This is a genomic window from Pontivivens insulae (assembly GCF_900302495.1).
In the GTDB taxonomy this organism is placed as follows: Bacteria; Pseudomonadota; Alphaproteobacteria; order Rhodobacterales; family Rhodobacteraceae; genus Pontivivens; species Pontivivens insulae.
This window is the reverse complement of the sequence record NZ_OMKW01000004.1, coordinates 524,946-540,481: the sequence shown is the minus strand read 5'-3', so window position 1 is coordinate 540,481 and position 15,536 is coordinate 524,946. Positions and strand designations below refer to the sequence as shown.

The following is a 15,536-nucleotide window of genomic DNA, read 5'->3' as shown; positions in this document are numbered from 1 at the left end:
TCGCTTCGGGCAAAGCAGGACATAGCACTGTTTTGAAGGCCAAATCGCGGGACGTCGTCGGGTACATCACGCGCCCAATCGGATCTTTTGACGGGCAATGTGAAATTTCTCGGCAAAGGACTGCACCGGTTGTGAAAGTCCGGTTGACGCCCCCTGCGACTCGTGGCAATTACCCCTCACTTCCGGCGGGCAACTGTCGGACTGGATGGGCGTATAGCTCAGCGGGAGAGCACTTCGTTGACATCGAAGGGGTCACTGGTTCAATCCCAGTTACGCCCACCATCCAATTCTGCCGATGTGAGGTTCGCTCACCCCGGCACCGAAACCCAAGGCGCTCGCCGCGCCGCTGAGACAGGAGAAGACCATGAAGGTCAAGAACTCGCTTCGCTCCCTCAAGCAGCGCCACCGCGATTGCCGCGTCGTGCGCCGCAAGGGCCGTGTCTACGTCATCAACAAGACGCAGCCCCGGTTCAAAGCCCGTCAGGGCTGAAGCATCCGCTTCGCAAGGTTTTCAAAAGGCCGCTCTGCAAAGAGCGGCCTTTTTCGTAGGTGCCGATGAGTGATGTGCATCTGAGAAAGGACGAAGGGCCACCCACGTTTCGGGATGGCCCCTACAGATATCACTCAGCGGGTGCGAGCGTGATGAGCTGGCGCACTGTCGTCTGGTTGAGATAGCCAGTCGGCTCCTGCCCGTATTCACGCTGAAACTGGGCAATCGCCTCACGCGTGGCGGCGTCAAAACGTCCATTCACAGACGGAATCGCATAGCCGAGGGAGGCAAGGCGAACCTGCACAAGCAATCGGTTCGCGGTGTTGAGGCCAAGTGCATCCTCTTGTGCCTGAAGATTGGCATCAACACGATTTTCCTGCTCGTTGATCTGATCAATACGCGCCCGAGCCGTCGTCGCGAACTCACTGTCGGGATATTGCGCAAGGAATTGCTCGTATCCTTCAATCGTGTTCGTCTCCATCGCGGATTGCCACGCGGCCTGCACCTCAGCACTCGCCAAGGCGCGCTGCTCCGCTTCGATGGCATCAAGCTGTGTCTGTGCCTCCGCGGCGAAAAGACCATTGGGGTAGTTGCGCAGGTAGACCCTCAGACCCTCTTCGCTTCCATCAGAACCGGAACTCTGCCAGAAGGCGCGATCCTCCGCTTCGCGCTGCTGGCGCAGACGCTCCTGCTCAGCCGCGATTTCCGCCCTGCGATTGTCCGCTTGCAGGCCCAAGAGCCTCAACTGTCCGGCCGTCAGGAAGGACGTCCCCTCAAAATCCTGTTCGCCTTGCCATGCAGAAATCGCGCCGCGCGTACCCGGTCCGAAAATCCCATCTATCCCGCGTGTGTTATAGCCGAGGACAACAAGGTTTTCCTGAATGGCGACGCGGTCATCGCGGTCCAGCTCAAGCGCCTGTTCCGTCGCCTCCGCCGGATCCACCTGTTGTTCATCGGGTTCCGGCTCAGATTGCGGTTCGGCAGGCGCTTCTCCTAGATCATCGGGCAGGTCTTCGCGCAGCGGAACAAGTGTTGCATCTGGCGAAGCGAACCCCAGACGGCTGATGTCGTCGGGCAGATCGCTGACAAAGCTGCGGAATGACGCCCCTTCCGACAAAGCCCGATCCGTGGCGATGTCGGCCACGGCTTGCGCCGGGCCGCTGACCATCAGAGCGCCCGTCGGGACATAGACCCGTCCCAATCCAGGTTCGAAACCATCACCTTCCAACCCTGCATCCGTTGCAGTGCCAAGGAAGACAACGGACCTCCCCTCCTGCTCTGCCGCCATGTCGAGAAACAAATCGACCGTTGGCATCGTGAAGGCGAGGCGCACGACGCTGTCGTCGCGGGCATCGACCGGCAGGAACCATGTTTCACCACCTGCTGTCGCAGTGTGACCGCTGAGATGAATTACGAGCCGCTCCGCATCTGCCACATCGCGTTGAAAGGATGTCAGCAGCGTGAACATCTCTGCGCGTGTCAGATCCTGACCACCTTCGACAGTGAAGCCCGCCTCTTCATAGGCGCGCACAAGATCCGCATGATCCGGCACCGTTGCCTGAGGGCCATTCGCATAGTCTGAATTCGTGATGACCAGCGCCAGAGGGTCAGCCATAAGAGGCGCTGCGCTGACCGTGCTTGCCAAGAGTGCGAGGCGGAAAATACGGAACATGATGGGGCCTTTCCTGTTATGGCGCGACACGCAAGTTACTGTCTTTAACGCACTGAACCGCAGCGCCGTTCCAGACAGGGCGACCACCCCGCATTCAAAGCGGGCTAGCCTTGATCGTACTGGCGTTGATCGTCGATGACGATGCCGTCCCGGGGCAGCGTGCCGGGCTCAACCGCCTCGACATGTCCGGACAGTTTGAGGGTTGCGCGGACGGTTTCAGCCACAGAGGCCGTCTCTATCCCCGCCCCTTCGACCTGAACGGTCATCACATCCTTGTCGTCTGCACGCGTGACAGTGACGCGCGCACGGTCGATTTCTGCATGACGTGCGACGAGGGCGGCGACCTGCTCAGGGCGAACAAACATACCCTTGATCTTTGCGGTCTGGTCCGCGCGACCCATCCAACCCTTTATGCGCATATTCGTTCGGCCGCACGGACTTGCGCCTGGCAGCACCGCGGAAAGATCACCGGTCGCAAAGCGTATCAGCGGATAGTCCCGGTTGAAGCTCGTCACAACGACCTCCCCCACCTCTCCCTCTGTCACGGGGTCCCCGGTGCCGGGGGTGACGATTTCAACGATGACGCCTTCATCAATGATCATCCCCTCCATTGCCGCGCTCTCATAGGCGATATTGCCCAGATCGGCGGTGGCGTAGCATTGCAGGCAGGAAATACCGCGATCCGCGTAGCCAGCGCGCAGACTGGGGAAGAGCGCCCCACCGCTGACCGCAGCCTTTGTGATCCCCAGCGACACACCCATCTCATCAGCCTTGTCGAGGATGATACGCAGATAGTCAGGCGTGCCTGCATAGGCAGTGACACCCAATTGAGCGGCCGCTTCAACCTGCAACTCCGTCTGACCGGTGCCTGCGGGGAAGATGCGGGCACCAACTGCGCGCGCACCACTCTCAAACATCATACCGGCTGGCGTCATGTGATAGGAAAAACAGTTCTGAACCAGATCATCAGCCCCCAATCCTGCCGCATGCAGGAACCGGCCGAGGCGGAACCAGTCATGGGTTATCCCACCGGGCTCGTAGATTGGCCCTGGGCTTTGGAATGCATGATGCGTCCGGCTCGCCGCGAAACCACCAAAGGGCGGGCTCGCCTTTTGGGCTGCACCCAGATGCGATTTTCGCAGGACAGGCAGTTTTGAAAGCATCGCAAGATCGGTGATATCCGACGCATCAACACCTTCCAGATGCGCTGCCATCCCCGGCGCGCTGGATTTCGCGTGAGACACAAGTTCCGTCAAGGCGGCCAGATTCTCGGCATCGCGCTGGTCGTTCGAGCGCGTCTCAAGGGCATCGTAGAAGTTCGACATTCACGTTTCCTTCGTCAGTCATGATCCAGACGGCGCCAGCCGAGTGCACAGCTTCAAACCTGCGCAGCTTAGGTGCGTTGGGCAACCGTCAAATGATATGTTGTTCGCTCTTCGCGGGTCGTGGCCGTAATGGTGCCCTCCTCGCAAAGCATATCCGTGACGCCCTGCACCTCGGCATTCCACCGCGCGACCTCCTGCCGCTCCTCTGGGCTGACGGCGACAGCGGCAGGCAAGTCAGCTTGCGCGACAGGTCCGCTCTCAAGAAGTTGCAGGATACGGGCGCGGATCGCCTTTCGGGCCTCTTGCGTGGAACTCATGACCTGATCCTTTCTGGCTGTTCAGTCAGGGTTCGACCTAGTCTGCACATCGTCAGCGGCCAGCATGATACGCTGTGGTCCTGAACCGGGTACCCGGACAATCTCTCCACGCACTTCCAGTTCCAACTTAACTGTCGTTACGTGCCAACCCAGCGAACCCAGATCCCGCCTTTGGTCAGCCGTCAGTCTGGCATCGACGGCTGCATTGAGGTCCTTGAACAGAACCGGTCCTTGGCTGAGGCCAGCAAGGATCGCGCCGCGCACCGCGTCAAACTTCCACTCTGGGATGTTCGTCACCCCATCCCGCCCTTTGGCCGGGGTCCGACACGCGACACGCGGCTCCGCCATCAGGGGCACCCGGCGGGGGTTATGCCGCGGCTCTGCGCGAATGCGGCCGATGCGCTTTCGATCTGTGGCTCGATCAATGCATCATTGGGCGCATAGTAATCGGTCACCTGCTGCCACTTGCGCAATGTTGAGTCCCATTGCGCCACAGCAACCAGTCCTCCGCCACCATGATCGGTGCAGGTAATCTCCATAGGGGGCGTAAAGCCTTCCATGCCCAGCGTTTCGAAATCCTCGGCGGTCATGGTGAGTTGTTCATATCCATCACGGACCATGGCAGGCGTCACGTCGCTGACACTGTGGATGGATTGAGCCAAACGGATCGCCTCGGCAGCATAGATCGCCGCCGCGACCCCACGATTGTAGAGCGCTTCGCCGATATTGTTCATCCGGCCACGGGCCAGATCACGCTGATAGACCAGTTCATTGAGATCATTGAAGATCGCAAAATTGTCGCCCACAGCATGGAATGTGACAGAGGTGTAGCCGTGCGCCGCATCTCGCATCGGTTTCAGGTCGCTCTCGGCGGCGGACCACCAAATCCCCATCATCTGATCCATCGGATAGCCGATCTCGACAGCACTTTCGAGCGCGACACGGTTCATCACGCCCCATCCCCAAAGCAGGATGAAATCGGGGTTCTCTGCTTCGACCACGGGCCAGATTGCGGATTGATCTTCACCCGGATGATCGATCGGCATGGACAACAATTCGAACCCTTCGATCTCTGCCAATGCTTCCAGCGTGGGCAAAGGTTCCCGCCCATAGCCCGAATTGTGGTGCATGTGCATAATGCGTGTGCCGGCGAGCGACCCGCCATTTTGCTCTTTCAAATAGGCAATCTGGGCAACCGCGCCGTCCCAGTAATGCGCGGGGAAGTTGAAAACATAAGGATAGGTGGCACCGTCCGACGCAGCCGTCAGACCATAGCCCATCGTATGAAGCACCACCTCATCCTGCTGTACACGCTCGATCAGTTCGAGCGTCAGGCCCGTCGACAGGGGTTGATAGACCAGCGCGCCCTGATCAACGGTCTCTTCGTAGCAGGCCACACCGCGTTCGGTGTTGTAGCCGAACTCACATTCCAGAAGCTCGACACGCTCCCCCCCAATGCCGCCATCGCGTTCGTTCAGCATCGTAAAATAGTCGGCATAGCCATCCGAGAAGGGCACGCCACCCGCCGCATAAGGGCCGGTGCGGTAGGTCAGGCTGACCATCGTCAAATCTGCAAAGGCAGGTACAGCAATAGAGGCTGCCAAGGAGGCAGTCGCGATAAAGCGAAACATAAGTGGATATCTCCAGCGATCCGTGTGGGGCGAAACGGTTGGATTGAAAGGAACCTGATTAGGGAGATCAGGCGGTTAGGCGAGCCACCGCTTGCGGCGGCGATAGGAGCGGACATCGCGGAAAGACTTGCGACCTTCCTCACTGACGCCCAGATAGAACTCCTTCACGTCCGGGTTCTCGCGCAGGTCGGCGGCAGGGCCGTCCATAACAACGCGACCGGATTCAAGGATGTAGCCGTAATGCGCATAGCGCAGGGCAACATTGGTATTCTGCTCTGCGAGCAGGAAGGACACGCCCTCCTTTTCGTTGAGGCTTTTGACAATGCCGAAAATCTCTTCGACCAACTGCGGCGCAAGGCCCATTGACGGCTCATCAAGCAGAATTGTCTCTGGCCGGGCCATGAGAGCGCGGCCTATGGCACACATCTGCTGTTCGCCACCGGATGTGTAGCCAGCTTGCGACTTGCGGCGCTCCTTCAGGCGGGGAAAGTACTCGTATACCATGTCTAGCCCCTGCTTGGCCTCAGCAGAGGAACGCGTGTAGGCGCCGGTCATCAGGTTTTCCTCAACCGTCAGATGCTCGAAACAATGACGCCCCTCCATCACCTGAATGACGCCGGATTTGACCAGCTCGTTCGGGGACAAATCCTGCATGCTCTTCCCGCGATACTGGATCGATCCCTTTGTGATTTCTCCGCGCTCCGAGGCCAGTAGGCCAGAGATCGACTTGAGCGTCGTTGTCTTGCCCGCACCGTTTCCGCCCAGCAGTGCCGTGATGCCGCCCTTGGGCACAGAAAGGCTGACGCCTTTCAGGACAAGGATGACGTGGTTGTAAATGACCTCGATATTATTGACCTCAAGCAAGGTCTCTTCGGTCTTGGCAGCGTCGAGCATCGGGGCCTCCGGCAGAATGGAAGGCCCCCGGCGGCATACCGCCGGGGGCTGGGTCAACGAAAGCGCTTACTGTGCAGCTTCCAGCATATCGGCGAGTTCATCCAACCGAAGGCCAATCGTCCGCATTTCAGCGAGGATATCTTCGACAGACATCATCATCTCATCTTCAGCCGGGCAGCGCGTCATCGGCAGGTCGTTCTCTGCGGCATAGGCTGCGGAATCCTCGTCGATGAGCGGCTGGATCACGCCCATGTCAGGCGCGCGGTATTCCGTCACGATGGACCATGCCTGCGTGTCGTAATCCCACTCGGCAATCGCGCTTTCGCCGGGGCCGCCATGGTTCTGACAGGAGACGGAGAATTCAGGACCAAAGCCCGGCAGGCCAAGCTCGGTCATGCGCTCCTCGGTCATCTCAAGCGCTTCCATCCCGTCACGCATCATCGCGGGCGTGATCTCGGCAACGCCGTGGATGTCCTGTGCGGTGCGCGCGGCCTCGGCTGCCAGCATCGCGGCGTACATGCCACGGTTATACAGAACGGTGCCGATCTGGTCGCCTGCACCGGATGCAAGGCCAGCGTCGACGACATGCTCCTGAATGTCGTCAAAGATCGGGTAGTCGTCACCAACCGAGTGGAACGTCACCGAGCGATAGCCATCTGCCCCTTCACCAGCGGGCAAAACGTCATTCTCGGAACCGGACCACCAGACACCGTAGAAGTTGTCCATTGGATAGCGGATGTTGACCGCTTCCTGAATGGCGACCTGGTTCATCACACCCCAGCCCCACATGATCACGTAGTCAGGACGATCACGACGCACCTGAAGCCACTGCGAGCGTTGCTCCTGTCCGGGATGGTCGACGGCAAGTTCGATCAGCTCGAAACCATGCTGAGTGCCCAGCTCCTGCAGAGTCCTGATCGGCTCACGACCATAGGCGGAGTTGTGGTAGACCAGCGCGATCTTCTTACCCTCAAGATTACCGTCATTGCGGTCGAGGATGTCTAGGATGATCCCGGATGCGGCCTGCCAGTAGTTCGCAGGATAGTTGAAGACGTGGCTGAACACTTCGCCATTTGCTGCAGACGTTCGACCATAGCCCATGGAGTGGATCGGAATATCGTCCGCTGTTGCCTTCGGGATCAGCTGATAGGTGATGCCCGTCGACAGCGGCTGATACACCAGCGCGCCTTCGCCTTTCGTGGACTCGTAGCATTCCACGCCTCGCTCGGTGTTATAGCCCGTCTCACATTGAAGCACGCGTGCTTCCACGCCACCGATGCCGCCATCACGCTGGTTGAGTAGCGTGAAGTAATCCGCATAGCCATCCGCGAACGGAATGCCATTGGCCGCGTAGGGGCCGGTTCGGTAGTCAAGCGACGGGAACACGAGGTCCGCTGCCGCCGGGCCAGCCACGATTGCCGTGGTGCAAGCCGCCATAACGAGGGTCTTGAGTTTCATGTTGTGTCCTCCCTTGGACGTTTGAAGCGTGCCCCGGTTGATCCGGAGGTCACAGGGTCGTCAAAGCGTTGCGCGAACAGGCCGCGCACGCAAGCATCAGTGCGGGAATGGCCAGAGACGCAGTTTCTCCTTGATCGTGCGCCACAGCGCGGCAAGCCCATGCGGCTCGACGATCAGGAAGAAGACGATCAGCCCGCCCACGATGATGAAGTTGAGGTGCGCCACAAGGTCCGTGGGCCACCCGATGAAATCCGCGAAAAAGAGCTTCAGGATCACAGGCAGCAGCACCATGAAGGCCGCACCCGCAAAACTGCCAAAGATCGAACCCAACCCACCGATGATGATCATGAAGAGCACAAGGAACGATTTCTGGATGCCGAACGCCTCTCCCACTTCAGCCGCTCCGAGGTAGACCGCGAAGAAAAGTGAGCCAGAGATGCCAATATAGAATGATGAGATCGCGAAGGCAGACAGTTTCGTGCGCAACGGATTCACGCCGATGATCTCTGCCGCGATGTCCATGTCGCGGATCGCCATCCAGCTGCGCCCGATGCGCCCGCGCGTCAGGTTGCGCGTCAGCCAGGCCAACGCAAACACGAACACCAGGCAGAACAGGTAGCTGACCCACGGTGCAGCATTCGCCCCAGTGACAGCCTGCCCCAGAACCGTGCGCTCTGGTGCAGAGATCTGACCCGACGCAGAGTAGTTGTAGAACCAGCCCACCTTATTGAACATCCAGACGAGGAAGAACTGGGCGGCAAGCGTCGCCACGGCAAGGTAGAACCCCTTGATCCGCAGCGACGGCAAGCCGAACAGCACCCCCACTCCAGCGGTGATGATCCCCGAAAGGATGACGATGAAAAAGATGTTCAGATCCGGGAAAGCCGTCATCAACTTGTAGGTGGAATACGCCCCCACAGCCATGAAGCCACCCGTCCCGAGGCTGACCTGCCCGCAATAGCCGGTCAGGATGTTCAGGCCCAATGCCGCGATGGCAAAGATCAGGAAGGGCATCATGATCGCGTTGACGAGGTAGTCTGTCATCACGAAGGGCACGACCAGAAAGGCCAGCACGGCAGCGGCCATATAGATCCTGCGGTCTAGCGCGATCGGGAAGGTCTGGCTGTCATCGACATAGGACGTCTTGTAGTCGCCTGCCTCACGATAAAACATCAGTGGCCTCCCTTGCGTACGGCGTTCCTGACCCCGATCCGGGCCCGCGTTGAAGATAGAAAGCGCCGTTCATTCAGCGCCGCCTGCTCACATCCGGGGCATGTCATGATCCGCATCCTCACACCCTCTCGATGATCTTCTCGCCGAACAGGCCCTGCGGCCGGAAGACGAGGAACAGAAGGGCAAGCACATAGGCAAACCAGTTTTCGGTCGCACCGCCCAGGAACGGCACACCGATCCAGAATTCGAAGAGCTTTTCACCCACACCGATGATCAGTCCGCCGACAATGGCACCGGGGATCGAGGTAAAGCCGCCCAACATCAGAACAGGCAAGGCCTTTAGAGCGATCAGCGAGAGCGAGAACTGCACGCCGGACTTTGCCCCCCACATGATACCAGCCACCAGCGCGACAAAGCCCGCAATCGACCAGACCATGATCCAGATCTTGTTCAGCGAAATACCGACGGAGAGGGCGGCCTGATGATCATCTGCAACCGCCCGCATGGCCGTGCCAGCCTTCGTATATTGCGAGAATATGGTGAGGGCAGCGACGAGGAAGACCGCAATGATCGTGGCCCAGATGTCGAGCACATCAACATACATGCCCCAGTAATTTTCACCCTCAACTGCCCATTGGGCCGTAACATCCTCAATCCAGAACGACCCGCCTGAGGGGAGCCCGACGTCGAGCGTCTTAAGCTCCGCCCCCCACATCAGATCGCCGAATCCCTCCATGAAATAGGCGAGTCCAATTGTCGCCATGAACAGGATGATCGGCTCCTGATTGACCAGCCGCACCATGATGACTTTCACGACGATCCACGCGAACCCGATCATCACCAAAGTCGTGAGTATGATTGCGATGATCGAAGGCAGGTCGAAACCGAATTTCGACACGTGCATCCCCGTGACCGCATTGATCAAATGGGCGAATGGCACCTGTCCTGTCTGGATCCCGACAAGGGTCTGTGCCGCGAACAGCGCCATGACGCCTTGGGCATAGTTGAATACGCCAGATGATTTGAAAATCAGCACGAAGCCAAGGGCCACGAGCGAATAGAGTACGCCAGTCATCAATCCATTGATGATGACCTCGATCGTATTAAGAAGCTCGACGGGCATCAGTTCCCCCCTGCCAGAATGCGGTTGGTCCAGTCATTGGCGGGCAGAATGCGGCCCGTCATTTCAACCAGTTGCGGATTGTCGGATGTGGCAACGAAGACCATCAGCACTTCCGCATCGGAATAGCGCCGCACAAAGCGACGGGTGCCGCCCTCTTCGGGCGCCTCGATCAATTGCCATCCACGCGCCCAGGGTGCCAGTGCCGCGCGGGCCTGACCCACATTGAAGTCTGCCGCCAGCACACCGCAGACCGGCATCTGGTCAAGATCGTAGACCACGATATTTCCGGCCTCGGAACGCCATGCGCGGCCCAGGTTGTCCCCCAATACGACCTCAGACGTACGGGGATCGGCAGGGAACATGCCAGCCGGACCGGCACGCAAATCCCGCATCAGGCCATCCACGCATTGCTCACCCATCAAGTCGAGCGCGTCAGAGAACTCCTCTGCCGCTGCGGGGGTGGCCAGTAGAGCCAACGCCAAAAGATGCTTAATCATGGGACACCCCCAGATAGGCGTCGATCACCTCGGGGTTCGCGCGCACCTCATCGGGTGTGCCGTCCCCGATCTTCTTGCCGTAGTCAAGCACCACGACCCGATCGGAAATGTCCATGACGACGCCCATATCGTGTTCGATCAGGGCGATCGTGGTGCCGAACTCGTCGTTCACATCGAGGATGAAGCGGGACATGTCCTCCTTCTCCTCAACGTTCATTCCGGCCATCGGTTCGTCGAGCAGCAGGAGCTTCGGCTCCGCGGCGAGCGCACGGCCAAGTTCCACGCGCTTTTGAAGGCCGTAGGGCAAACGACCAACAGGCGTCTTGCGGATGGCCTGGATTTCAAGAAAGTCGATGATCTTCTCCACGACTTCGCGGTTCTCGATCTCCTCTCTTTCTGCTTCACCCCGCCAGATTGCCTGTTTCCAGACCGGCGCCTTCATATGGGTGAAGCGGCCCGTCATGATGTTGTCGAGCGTCGACATTCCCTTGAACAGCGCGATATTCTGGAACGTCCGCGCAATACCCTGTTGGGCAATCTGATAGGGCTTCATCGGCCCGCGTTTTTCCCCCCTGAACAGGATCTCGCCTTCCTGCGGATGGTAGAAACCATTGATCACGTTGAGCATTGACGACTTGCCCGCACCGTTCGGGCCGATGATCGCGCGGATCTCCCCTTCGCGGATATCAAAGGAAATGTCCTTGATCGCCACGACGCCACCGAAGCGAAGAGTAATATTCTTCACTTCCATGATCTTGCCACCGATGGTGCGGCCATCTGCTGTTGTGTAGCTGTCTGGGCTCATATCATTCATCGCGTCACCTCCAGACGGGTCGCGGGACGGCGATCTGCGCCTCCGGCGGGGATATTTGGAGAAAGTGAAAGGGTCATGCCGCGCTCCATTCCAGAACGAGATAGGTCAGGATGCCTGCTAAGGCGGCTGCTACCAAGTTTCCGAGCGTGCCCGTGCGGCTCACGAGGATCGCGAGGCCAAGGCCCGCGCAGGCCGCGCCGAACACATAGGGCAGCGATGTGCCCAGCATGAAAGCTGCGGCACTGGCCCAGAATGGCCCAAGTACGATCAACGCAAGGCCGGCGAATTTGCGAGCAGGCGTCATTCCGCGGCAACCTGTTTGGTCCTAACAGGCACCGTTTTTGCATCGCGAATATCGAGCATGCCCTTTACGCGGCCCTTGCGGCCATCCTCATAAGTTACCTCGGTATCAGCAAAGACCGTGGCCGAGCCGTCGTAGAGTGCCGTGATCAAATCGCCGTAACGTTCTTCAATGATCCTACGGCGGACCTTCTGCGTGCGCGTCAGCTCACCGTCATCTGCGTCGAGCTGCTTGTGCAGGATCAAAAAGCGATGGATCTGGCAGCCCGCCAACATCTCATCCTCGGCCACTGAAAGGTTCACCTCTTCCACATGCTTTTGCAGTGTTTCCTGCACCTGCGGATGCTGGGCCAGTTCCTGATAGGACGCATAGGCAATGTTGTTGCGCTCCGCCCAGTTGCCCACCGATCCCAAATCAATGTTCAGGAAGGCGGTGCAGTAGTCCCGCCCATTGCCAAACACCACAGCCTCTAGGATATTAGGGAAGAATTTCAGCTTGTTCTCTACATATTTCGGCGCGAAGAGCGATCCGTCAGCCATCTGACCCACATCCTTGGCCCGATCGATGATGCGCAGGTGCCCGCTCTCTTTCTCGATGAACCCCGCGTCACCCGTTGCAACCCAACCTTCAGCATCCTTGGTATCTGCGGTGCTCTCCTCGTTCTTGTAGTAGCGAACAAACGTGCCAGGGGAGCGGTAGAACACCTCGCCATTCTCCGCGATCTTCAATTCAACCTCTGGTGAGGGAACGCCGACAGTGTCCGCGCGCACTTGGCCGTCAGGTTGCTGCGTGATGAACACCGACGCCTCTGTCTGGCCGTAGAGCTGTTTGAGATTGATGCCAAGCGAACGGTAGAAATCGAAGATTTCAGGGCCAATCGCCTCCCCAGCCGTATAGCCCACACGGACCTTGCTCATCCCAAGCGTGTTCTTCAGCGGTCCGTAGACGAGCACATTTCCGATTGCGTAGCTGAGCCGCTGGGATGTTGAGACGCTTTCCCCATCCAGAAGTCGGGGCCCTACCTCCTTGGCCACGGCCATATATTTGTGGAACAGCTTCTGCTTCCATTTCGAGGCATCTTCCATGCGGATCATGACATTGGTCAGCAATCCCTCAAAGAAGCGGGGCGGCGCGAAGAAGTAGCTGGGGCCAACCTCGCGCAGATCGGTCTGCATGGTGTGGGCCGCCTCGGGACAGCACACGCAAAAGCCCGTCCACTGCGCCTGACCCATTGAGAAAATGAAATCGCCCACCCAAGCCATCGGAAGATAAGCAAGCACGCTGTCAGTTTGGACCAGATCGTCAAACTCGGCAGAATTCTTAGCTGTCACAATGATGTTGCGATTGGACAGGACGACGCCCTTGGGGCGTCCGGTTGTGCCGGACGTATAGAGCATGACACAGGTGTCATCGATACCGCGGGCATTGATGGCCACATCGAGTGCCGCGCCAAGGCTGGCCGCCTCGTCCCGTCCCAGTTTGAGCACGGAATCGAGGCTGTGCAGATCATCCTGGGTGTATTTTCTTAGCCCGCGCGGGTCCCGGTAGACGATCTGCCGCAAATCAGGCAAGCGGTCCTGGATGTCGAGAACCTTGTCCACTTGCTCCTGATCATCACAAATCACGAATTTCGCAGAGCAGTGATCGAGCACATATGCGATCTCTTCCGCGACGCCGTCCTGATAAATCGGCACGGGCACGCCACCTGCCGCCGAAATGGCCGACATCATGATGTAAAGTTCTGGGCGGTTGGTGCCGATGACCGCGACGTGATCATCCATTTCCAAGCCCAGTGACATCAGTCCGATCGCCATGGCACGCATGTCGGAATGGGCCTCAGACCAGGTCCAGCTCTGCCAGATCCCGTACTCCTTAACGCGATAGGCGGATTGATCTCCGAAACGCTGTGCGTTCAGCGCCATCAGTTTCGGAAACGTGTCGCGCACGCCTACGAGATCACTCTCGTCCATAGCAGCCCTCCCAAGCGCCAACCGGTGGTATGCGTCCCTCTGGGAGACTTTTATTATCCACACCGGCATCTGTTTGAAAGAAAGCTAACGCACGAGCTGTCCCAAGGTAAAGAAATAAATTGAACAAAGGTTCAGTTTAATCTTTCGGCCCCGGTGAACCATCCGGCCACGCCCTGCGTTATCTGCCCATACCATTCATAACTTTAGGAGATTTCAAGATGGACGCAGCATTTCTCGTTCCGCTTCTGGCCATGATGACCTTGCTTGCAGGATGCGCTTGGGCCCTCTGGTCGAAGGAAGCCGTGCAGAGCCGCATGGACGATCCGAACGCACGCAAGAGCACTATGGCCGCCGATAAATCGTCAACAGGCACGCCGGCAGACGTCTGATTCAACCACTTTCGTACAAAAAAAAGGGCCGCTCCGAAGAGCGGCCCTTTCCCTGTCCGGAGAAATTATCAGGCGTCAACAGTGCCTTCGATGGCACGGTTGCTCTGAATTTCGATCCGGCGTGGTTTCAGCGCTTCAGGCACCTCGCGCACGAGATCGACATGGAGCAGACCATTCTCGGTCAGCGCCGTTTCGGCACGGACGTGATCGGCGAGCTGGAACCGCTTCTCGAAGGCGCGGGTCGCGATACCGCGATGCAGGAACTTCCGTTCCTCTTTCTCCTCAACCTTCTTGCCGGAAATCACGAGCTGCCCGTCGCGGGCCTCAACCGTAATCTCATCTTCCGAAAAGCCAGCAACGGCGATGGAGATGCGATAGGCATCATCGCCCGTCTTCTCGATATTGTACGGAGGATAGCCGGTCTGTGCATTGTCCGTGGTGACACTGTCGAGCATCTGGGCCAGACGGTCAAAGCCAACGGTGGAACGGTAGAGCGGCGAAAAATCATAGGTACGCATGGTGCATCCTTTCACAAGCGATACGGTTTGCAGCGGACCTTCCACATGGACAGGCCCTTGTTTTAAAATGTGAAACCCGGCTGTCGGCGTCTCACATCACCCTATTTGGGAAGGCAGGTTCAGCCGTTCAAGTCCCCACCTGCAAAAAGCGGAAGGCCTTACTCGCGCCCTAGCTGTGACGCGATTGACCCTGCCCCTGGTCTGCGAATGACCCGCTCTGAGCCGCCGCGTGCAATGTCGTAGAGTACGGAATCAAGCGCCCCGTCATCGAGGGCGGCACCGTAAGCCTCCTGCACGTCGGATCCGAAGCGGCGTCCGATCGAGGAAACGACCGAGGTGATGCGCGGACGACCATTGCGGAACGAGAACACCGGACTTCCCGACGCCCCAAAAGTGACGTCACAGTCCATCACCACAAACCGATCCTGCACCCGCAGCGTCTCGCATGGTCTTTGGATCGACGGTGCTTCGGGCCGGTCGCGCGCATACGACACGATCGCGATGGAATCCCCCGCCCTCGGGCGCAACTCTCGTTCAAATGGACGGACAGAATTGATCGGCGCCTCTAACTGCAATACGGCAATATCAGCGACGATCTGCGACTCGCTCGATGGCAGTAGCGGGTCATAGTCACGATGGACCATCACGCGTCGCACGCGGCGGTGGGCGTGATATTCACCTAGCCTATATCCCGCGAGGAAATGAATTTCGTCGGCCTGGACGAGACGATTGGACACGTCATTGAAAACGCAATGCGCGGCTGTCAGCACCCTGTCAGGCGCGATCAATGCGCCCGTGCAAAACTTGTCGCCCTGAATATTGACACGACCGACGGCCTGCCAATCCTCGGCCTCTGCTGCGGTCAACATTCGCCGGCCATCTTGCGCCGTTGCGGACGCTCCCCAAAGCAGGCCACATACCAGTGCTGACAGAAGTAGTCTCATCGCGCTCTCCCCACCGGCGC

At 58.7% G+C, this 15,536-nt stretch carries 17 protein-coding genes and 1 tRNA gene; 3 read left to right on the top strand and 15 right to left on the bottom strand.

Annotated features, from left to right (window positions below):
- Window positions 1–207: 207 nt before the first annotated feature.
- Together POI8812_RS16670 and ykgO are read left to right on the top strand one after the other, a co-directional pair.
- Window positions 208–282: transfer RNA gene (locus tag POI8812_RS16670), tRNA-Val, on the top strand.
- 82 nt (window positions 283–364) lie between these two features.
- A complete protein-coding gene (ykgO, locus tag POI8812_RS16665) occupies window positions 365–490 on the top strand; it encodes a type B 50S ribosomal protein L36 (protein ID WP_024810264.1) in 126 nt (41 codons plus the stop codon).
- A 130-nt stretch (window positions 491–620) separates the two neighbouring features.
- Here ykgO and POI8812_RS16660 read toward each other — a convergent pair whose 3' ends face one another.
- The 13 genes from POI8812_RS16660 to POI8812_RS16600 all read right to left on the bottom strand — a co-directional run bounded on the left by POI8812_RS16660 (window position 621) and on the right by POI8812_RS16600 (window position 13,665).
- Window positions 621–2,162, bottom strand: coding sequence for a peptidoglycan-binding domain-containing protein (locus POI8812_RS16660; RefSeq protein ID WP_108783718.1), 1,542 nt, complete (start codon window positions 2,160–2,162; stop codon window positions 621–623).
- 104 nt (window positions 2,163–2,266) lie between these two features.
- Window positions 2,267–3,487, bottom strand: a complete 1,221-nt coding sequence (locus tag POI8812_RS16655; RefSeq protein ID WP_108783717.1) for a phenylacetate--CoA ligase family protein — start codon at window positions 3,485–3,487, stop codon at window positions 2,267–2,269.
- Between the two features lie 68 nt (window positions 3,488–3,555).
- Entirely contained in the window at window positions 3,556–3,804 is a 249-nt protein-coding gene (locus POI8812_RS16650; protein WP_108783716.1) for a hypothetical protein, read from the bottom strand.
- Window positions 3,805–3,825: 21 nt separating this feature from the next.
- Window positions 3,826–4,152: a DUF6958 family protein gene (locus POI8812_RS16645; protein WP_108783715.1), complete on the bottom strand. Its 327-nt coding sequence runs from the start codon at window positions 4,150–4,152 to the stop codon at window positions 3,826–3,828.
- Window positions 4,152–5,435, bottom strand: coding sequence for an ABC transporter substrate-binding protein (locus POI8812_RS16640; RefSeq protein ID WP_108783714.1), 1,284 nt, complete (start codon window positions 5,433–5,435; stop codon window positions 4,152–4,154). Before POI8812_RS16640 ends, POI8812_RS16645 begins: the two co-directional genes overlap by 1 nt.
- A 75-nt stretch (window positions 5,436–5,510) precedes the next feature.
- A complete protein-coding gene (locus POI8812_RS16635) occupies window positions 5,511–6,329 on the bottom strand; it encodes an ABC transporter ATP-binding protein (RefSeq protein WP_108783713.1) in 819 nt (272 codons plus the stop codon).
- Window positions 6,330–6,395: 66 nt separating this feature from the next.
- Window positions 6,396–7,787 carry an ABC transporter substrate-binding protein gene (locus POI8812_RS16630; protein ID WP_108783712.1) on the bottom strand — a complete coding sequence of 464 codons (1,392 nt, stop codon included), beginning with the start codon at window positions 7,785–7,787 and terminating at the stop codon, window positions 6,396–6,398.
- 96 nt (window positions 7,788–7,883) lie between these two features.
- Complete coding sequence (locus tag POI8812_RS16625; RefSeq protein WP_108783711.1) at window positions 7,884–8,960, bottom strand: branched-chain amino acid ABC transporter permease; 1,077 nt, start codon at window positions 8,958–8,960, stop codon at window positions 7,884–7,886.
- 118 nt (window positions 8,961–9,078) lie between these two features.
- Complete coding sequence (locus tag POI8812_RS16620; protein ID WP_108783710.1) at window positions 9,079–10,083, bottom strand: branched-chain amino acid ABC transporter permease; 1,005 nt, start codon at window positions 10,081–10,083, stop codon at window positions 9,079–9,081.
- The gene (locus POI8812_RS16615; protein ID WP_108783709.1) at window positions 10,083–10,580 is read right to left on the bottom strand and encodes a hypothetical protein; all 498 of its coding nucleotides are present in this window, start codon (window positions 10,578–10,580) and stop codon (window positions 10,083–10,085) included. The genes POI8812_RS16620 and POI8812_RS16615 overlap by 1 nt, the downstream gene beginning before the upstream one ends.
- Window positions 10,573–11,394, bottom strand: coding sequence for an ABC transporter ATP-binding protein (locus POI8812_RS16610; RefSeq protein WP_108783708.1), 822 nt, complete (start codon window positions 11,392–11,394; stop codon window positions 10,573–10,575). Before POI8812_RS16610 ends, POI8812_RS16615 begins: the two co-directional genes overlap by 8 nt.
- 73 nt (window positions 11,395–11,467) lie before the next feature.
- On the bottom strand, window positions 11,468–11,698 hold the full coding sequence (locus POI8812_RS16605) for a hypothetical protein (RefSeq protein ID WP_108783707.1): 231 nt from the start codon (window positions 11,696–11,698) through the stop codon (window positions 11,468–11,470).
- Window positions 11,695–13,665 (bottom strand): AMP-binding protein, encoded by a 1,971-nt coding sequence (locus POI8812_RS16600; protein WP_370739588.1) that lies wholly within the window; start codon window positions 13,663–13,665, stop codon window positions 11,695–11,697. Before POI8812_RS16600 ends, POI8812_RS16605 begins: the two co-directional genes overlap by 4 nt.
- 218 nt (window positions 13,666–13,883) lie before the next feature.
- Here POI8812_RS16600 and POI8812_RS17740 point away from each other — a divergent pair, with 218 nt between their 5' ends.
- A complete protein-coding gene (locus POI8812_RS17740) occupies window positions 13,884–14,054 on the top strand; it encodes a hypothetical protein (RefSeq protein ID WP_162844990.1) in 171 nt (56 codons plus the stop codon).
- 68 nt (window positions 14,055–14,122) lie between these two features.
- Here the strand turns inward: POI8812_RS17740 and POI8812_RS16595 are convergent, their stop codons facing one another.
- Window positions 14,123–14,572 (bottom strand): Hsp20 family protein, encoded by a 450-nt coding sequence (locus tag POI8812_RS16595; RefSeq protein WP_108783706.1) that lies wholly within the window; start codon window positions 14,570–14,572, stop codon window positions 14,123–14,125.
- A gap of 158 nt (window positions 14,573–14,730) precedes the next feature.
- On the bottom strand, window positions 14,731–15,516 hold the full coding sequence (locus POI8812_RS16590; RefSeq protein ID WP_108783705.1) for a trypsin-like serine peptidase: 786 nt from the start codon (window positions 15,514–15,516) through the stop codon (window positions 14,731–14,733).
- Window positions 15,517–15,536 lie beyond the last annotated feature (20 nt).

What these genes read in the sequence shown, in the direction of transcription:
- ykgO (WP_024810264.1), top strand. Translation starts at nt 365, where the DNA reads ATGAAGGTCAAGAACTCGCTTCGCTCCCTCAAGCAGCGCCACCGCGAT.
- POI8812_RS16660 (WP_108783718.1), bottom strand. Translation starts at nt 2,162, where the DNA reads ATGTTCCGTATTTTCCGCCTCGCACTCTTGGCAAGCACGGTCAGCGCA.
- POI8812_RS16655 (WP_108783717.1), bottom strand. Translation starts at nt 3,487, where the DNA reads ATGTCGAACTTCTACGATGCCCTTGAGACGCGCTCGAACGACCAGCGC.
- POI8812_RS16650 (WP_108783716.1), bottom strand. Translation starts at nt 3,804, where the DNA reads ATGAGTTCCACGCAAGAGGCCCGAAAGGCGATCCGCGCCCGTATCCTG.
- POI8812_RS16645 (WP_108783715.1), bottom strand. Translation starts at nt 4,152, where the DNA reads ATGGCGGAGCCGCGTGTCGCGTGTCGGACCCCGGCCAAAGGGCGGGAT.
- POI8812_RS16640 (WP_108783714.1), bottom strand. Translation starts at nt 5,435, where the DNA reads ATGTTTCGCTTTATCGCGACTGCCTCCTTGGCAGCCTCTATTGCTGTA.
- POI8812_RS16635 (WP_108783713.1), bottom strand. Translation starts at nt 6,329, where the DNA reads ATGCTCGACGCTGCCAAGACCGAAGAGACCTTGCTTGAGGTCAATAAT.
- POI8812_RS16630 (WP_108783712.1), bottom strand. Translation starts at nt 7,787, where the DNA reads ATGAAACTCAAGACCCTCGTTATGGCGGCTTGCACCACGGCAATCGTG.
- POI8812_RS16625 (WP_108783711.1), bottom strand. Translation starts at nt 8,960, where the DNA reads ATGTTTTATCGTGAGGCAGGCGACTACAAGACGTCCTATGTCGATGAC.
- POI8812_RS16620 (WP_108783710.1), bottom strand. Translation starts at nt 10,083, where the DNA reads ATGCCCGTCGAGCTTCTTAATACGATCGAGGTCATCATCAATGGATTG.
- POI8812_RS16615 (WP_108783709.1), bottom strand. Translation starts at nt 10,580, where the DNA reads ATGATTAAGCATCTTTTGGCGTTGGCTCTACTGGCCACCCCCGCAGCG.
- POI8812_RS16610 (WP_108783708.1), bottom strand. Translation starts at nt 11,394, where the DNA reads ATGAATGATATGAGCCCAGACAGCTACACAACAGCAGATGGCCGCACC.
- POI8812_RS16605 (WP_108783707.1), bottom strand. Translation starts at nt 11,698, where the DNA reads ATGACGCCTGCTCGCAAATTCGCCGGCCTTGCGTTGATCGTACTTGGG.
- POI8812_RS16600 (WP_370739588.1), bottom strand. Translation starts at nt 13,665, where the DNA reads ATGGACGAGAGTGATCTCGTAGGCGTGCGCGACACGTTTCCGAAACTG.
- POI8812_RS17740 (WP_162844990.1), top strand. Translation starts at nt 13,884, where the DNA reads ATGGACGCAGCATTTCTCGTTCCGCTTCTGGCCATGATGACCTTGCTT.
- POI8812_RS16595 (WP_108783706.1), bottom strand. Translation starts at nt 14,572, where the DNA reads ATGCGTACCTATGATTTTTCGCCGCTCTACCGTTCCACCGTTGGCTTT.
- POI8812_RS16590 (WP_108783705.1), bottom strand. Translation starts at nt 15,516, where the DNA reads ATGAGACTACTTCTGTCAGCACTGGTATGTGGCCTGCTTTGGGGAGCG.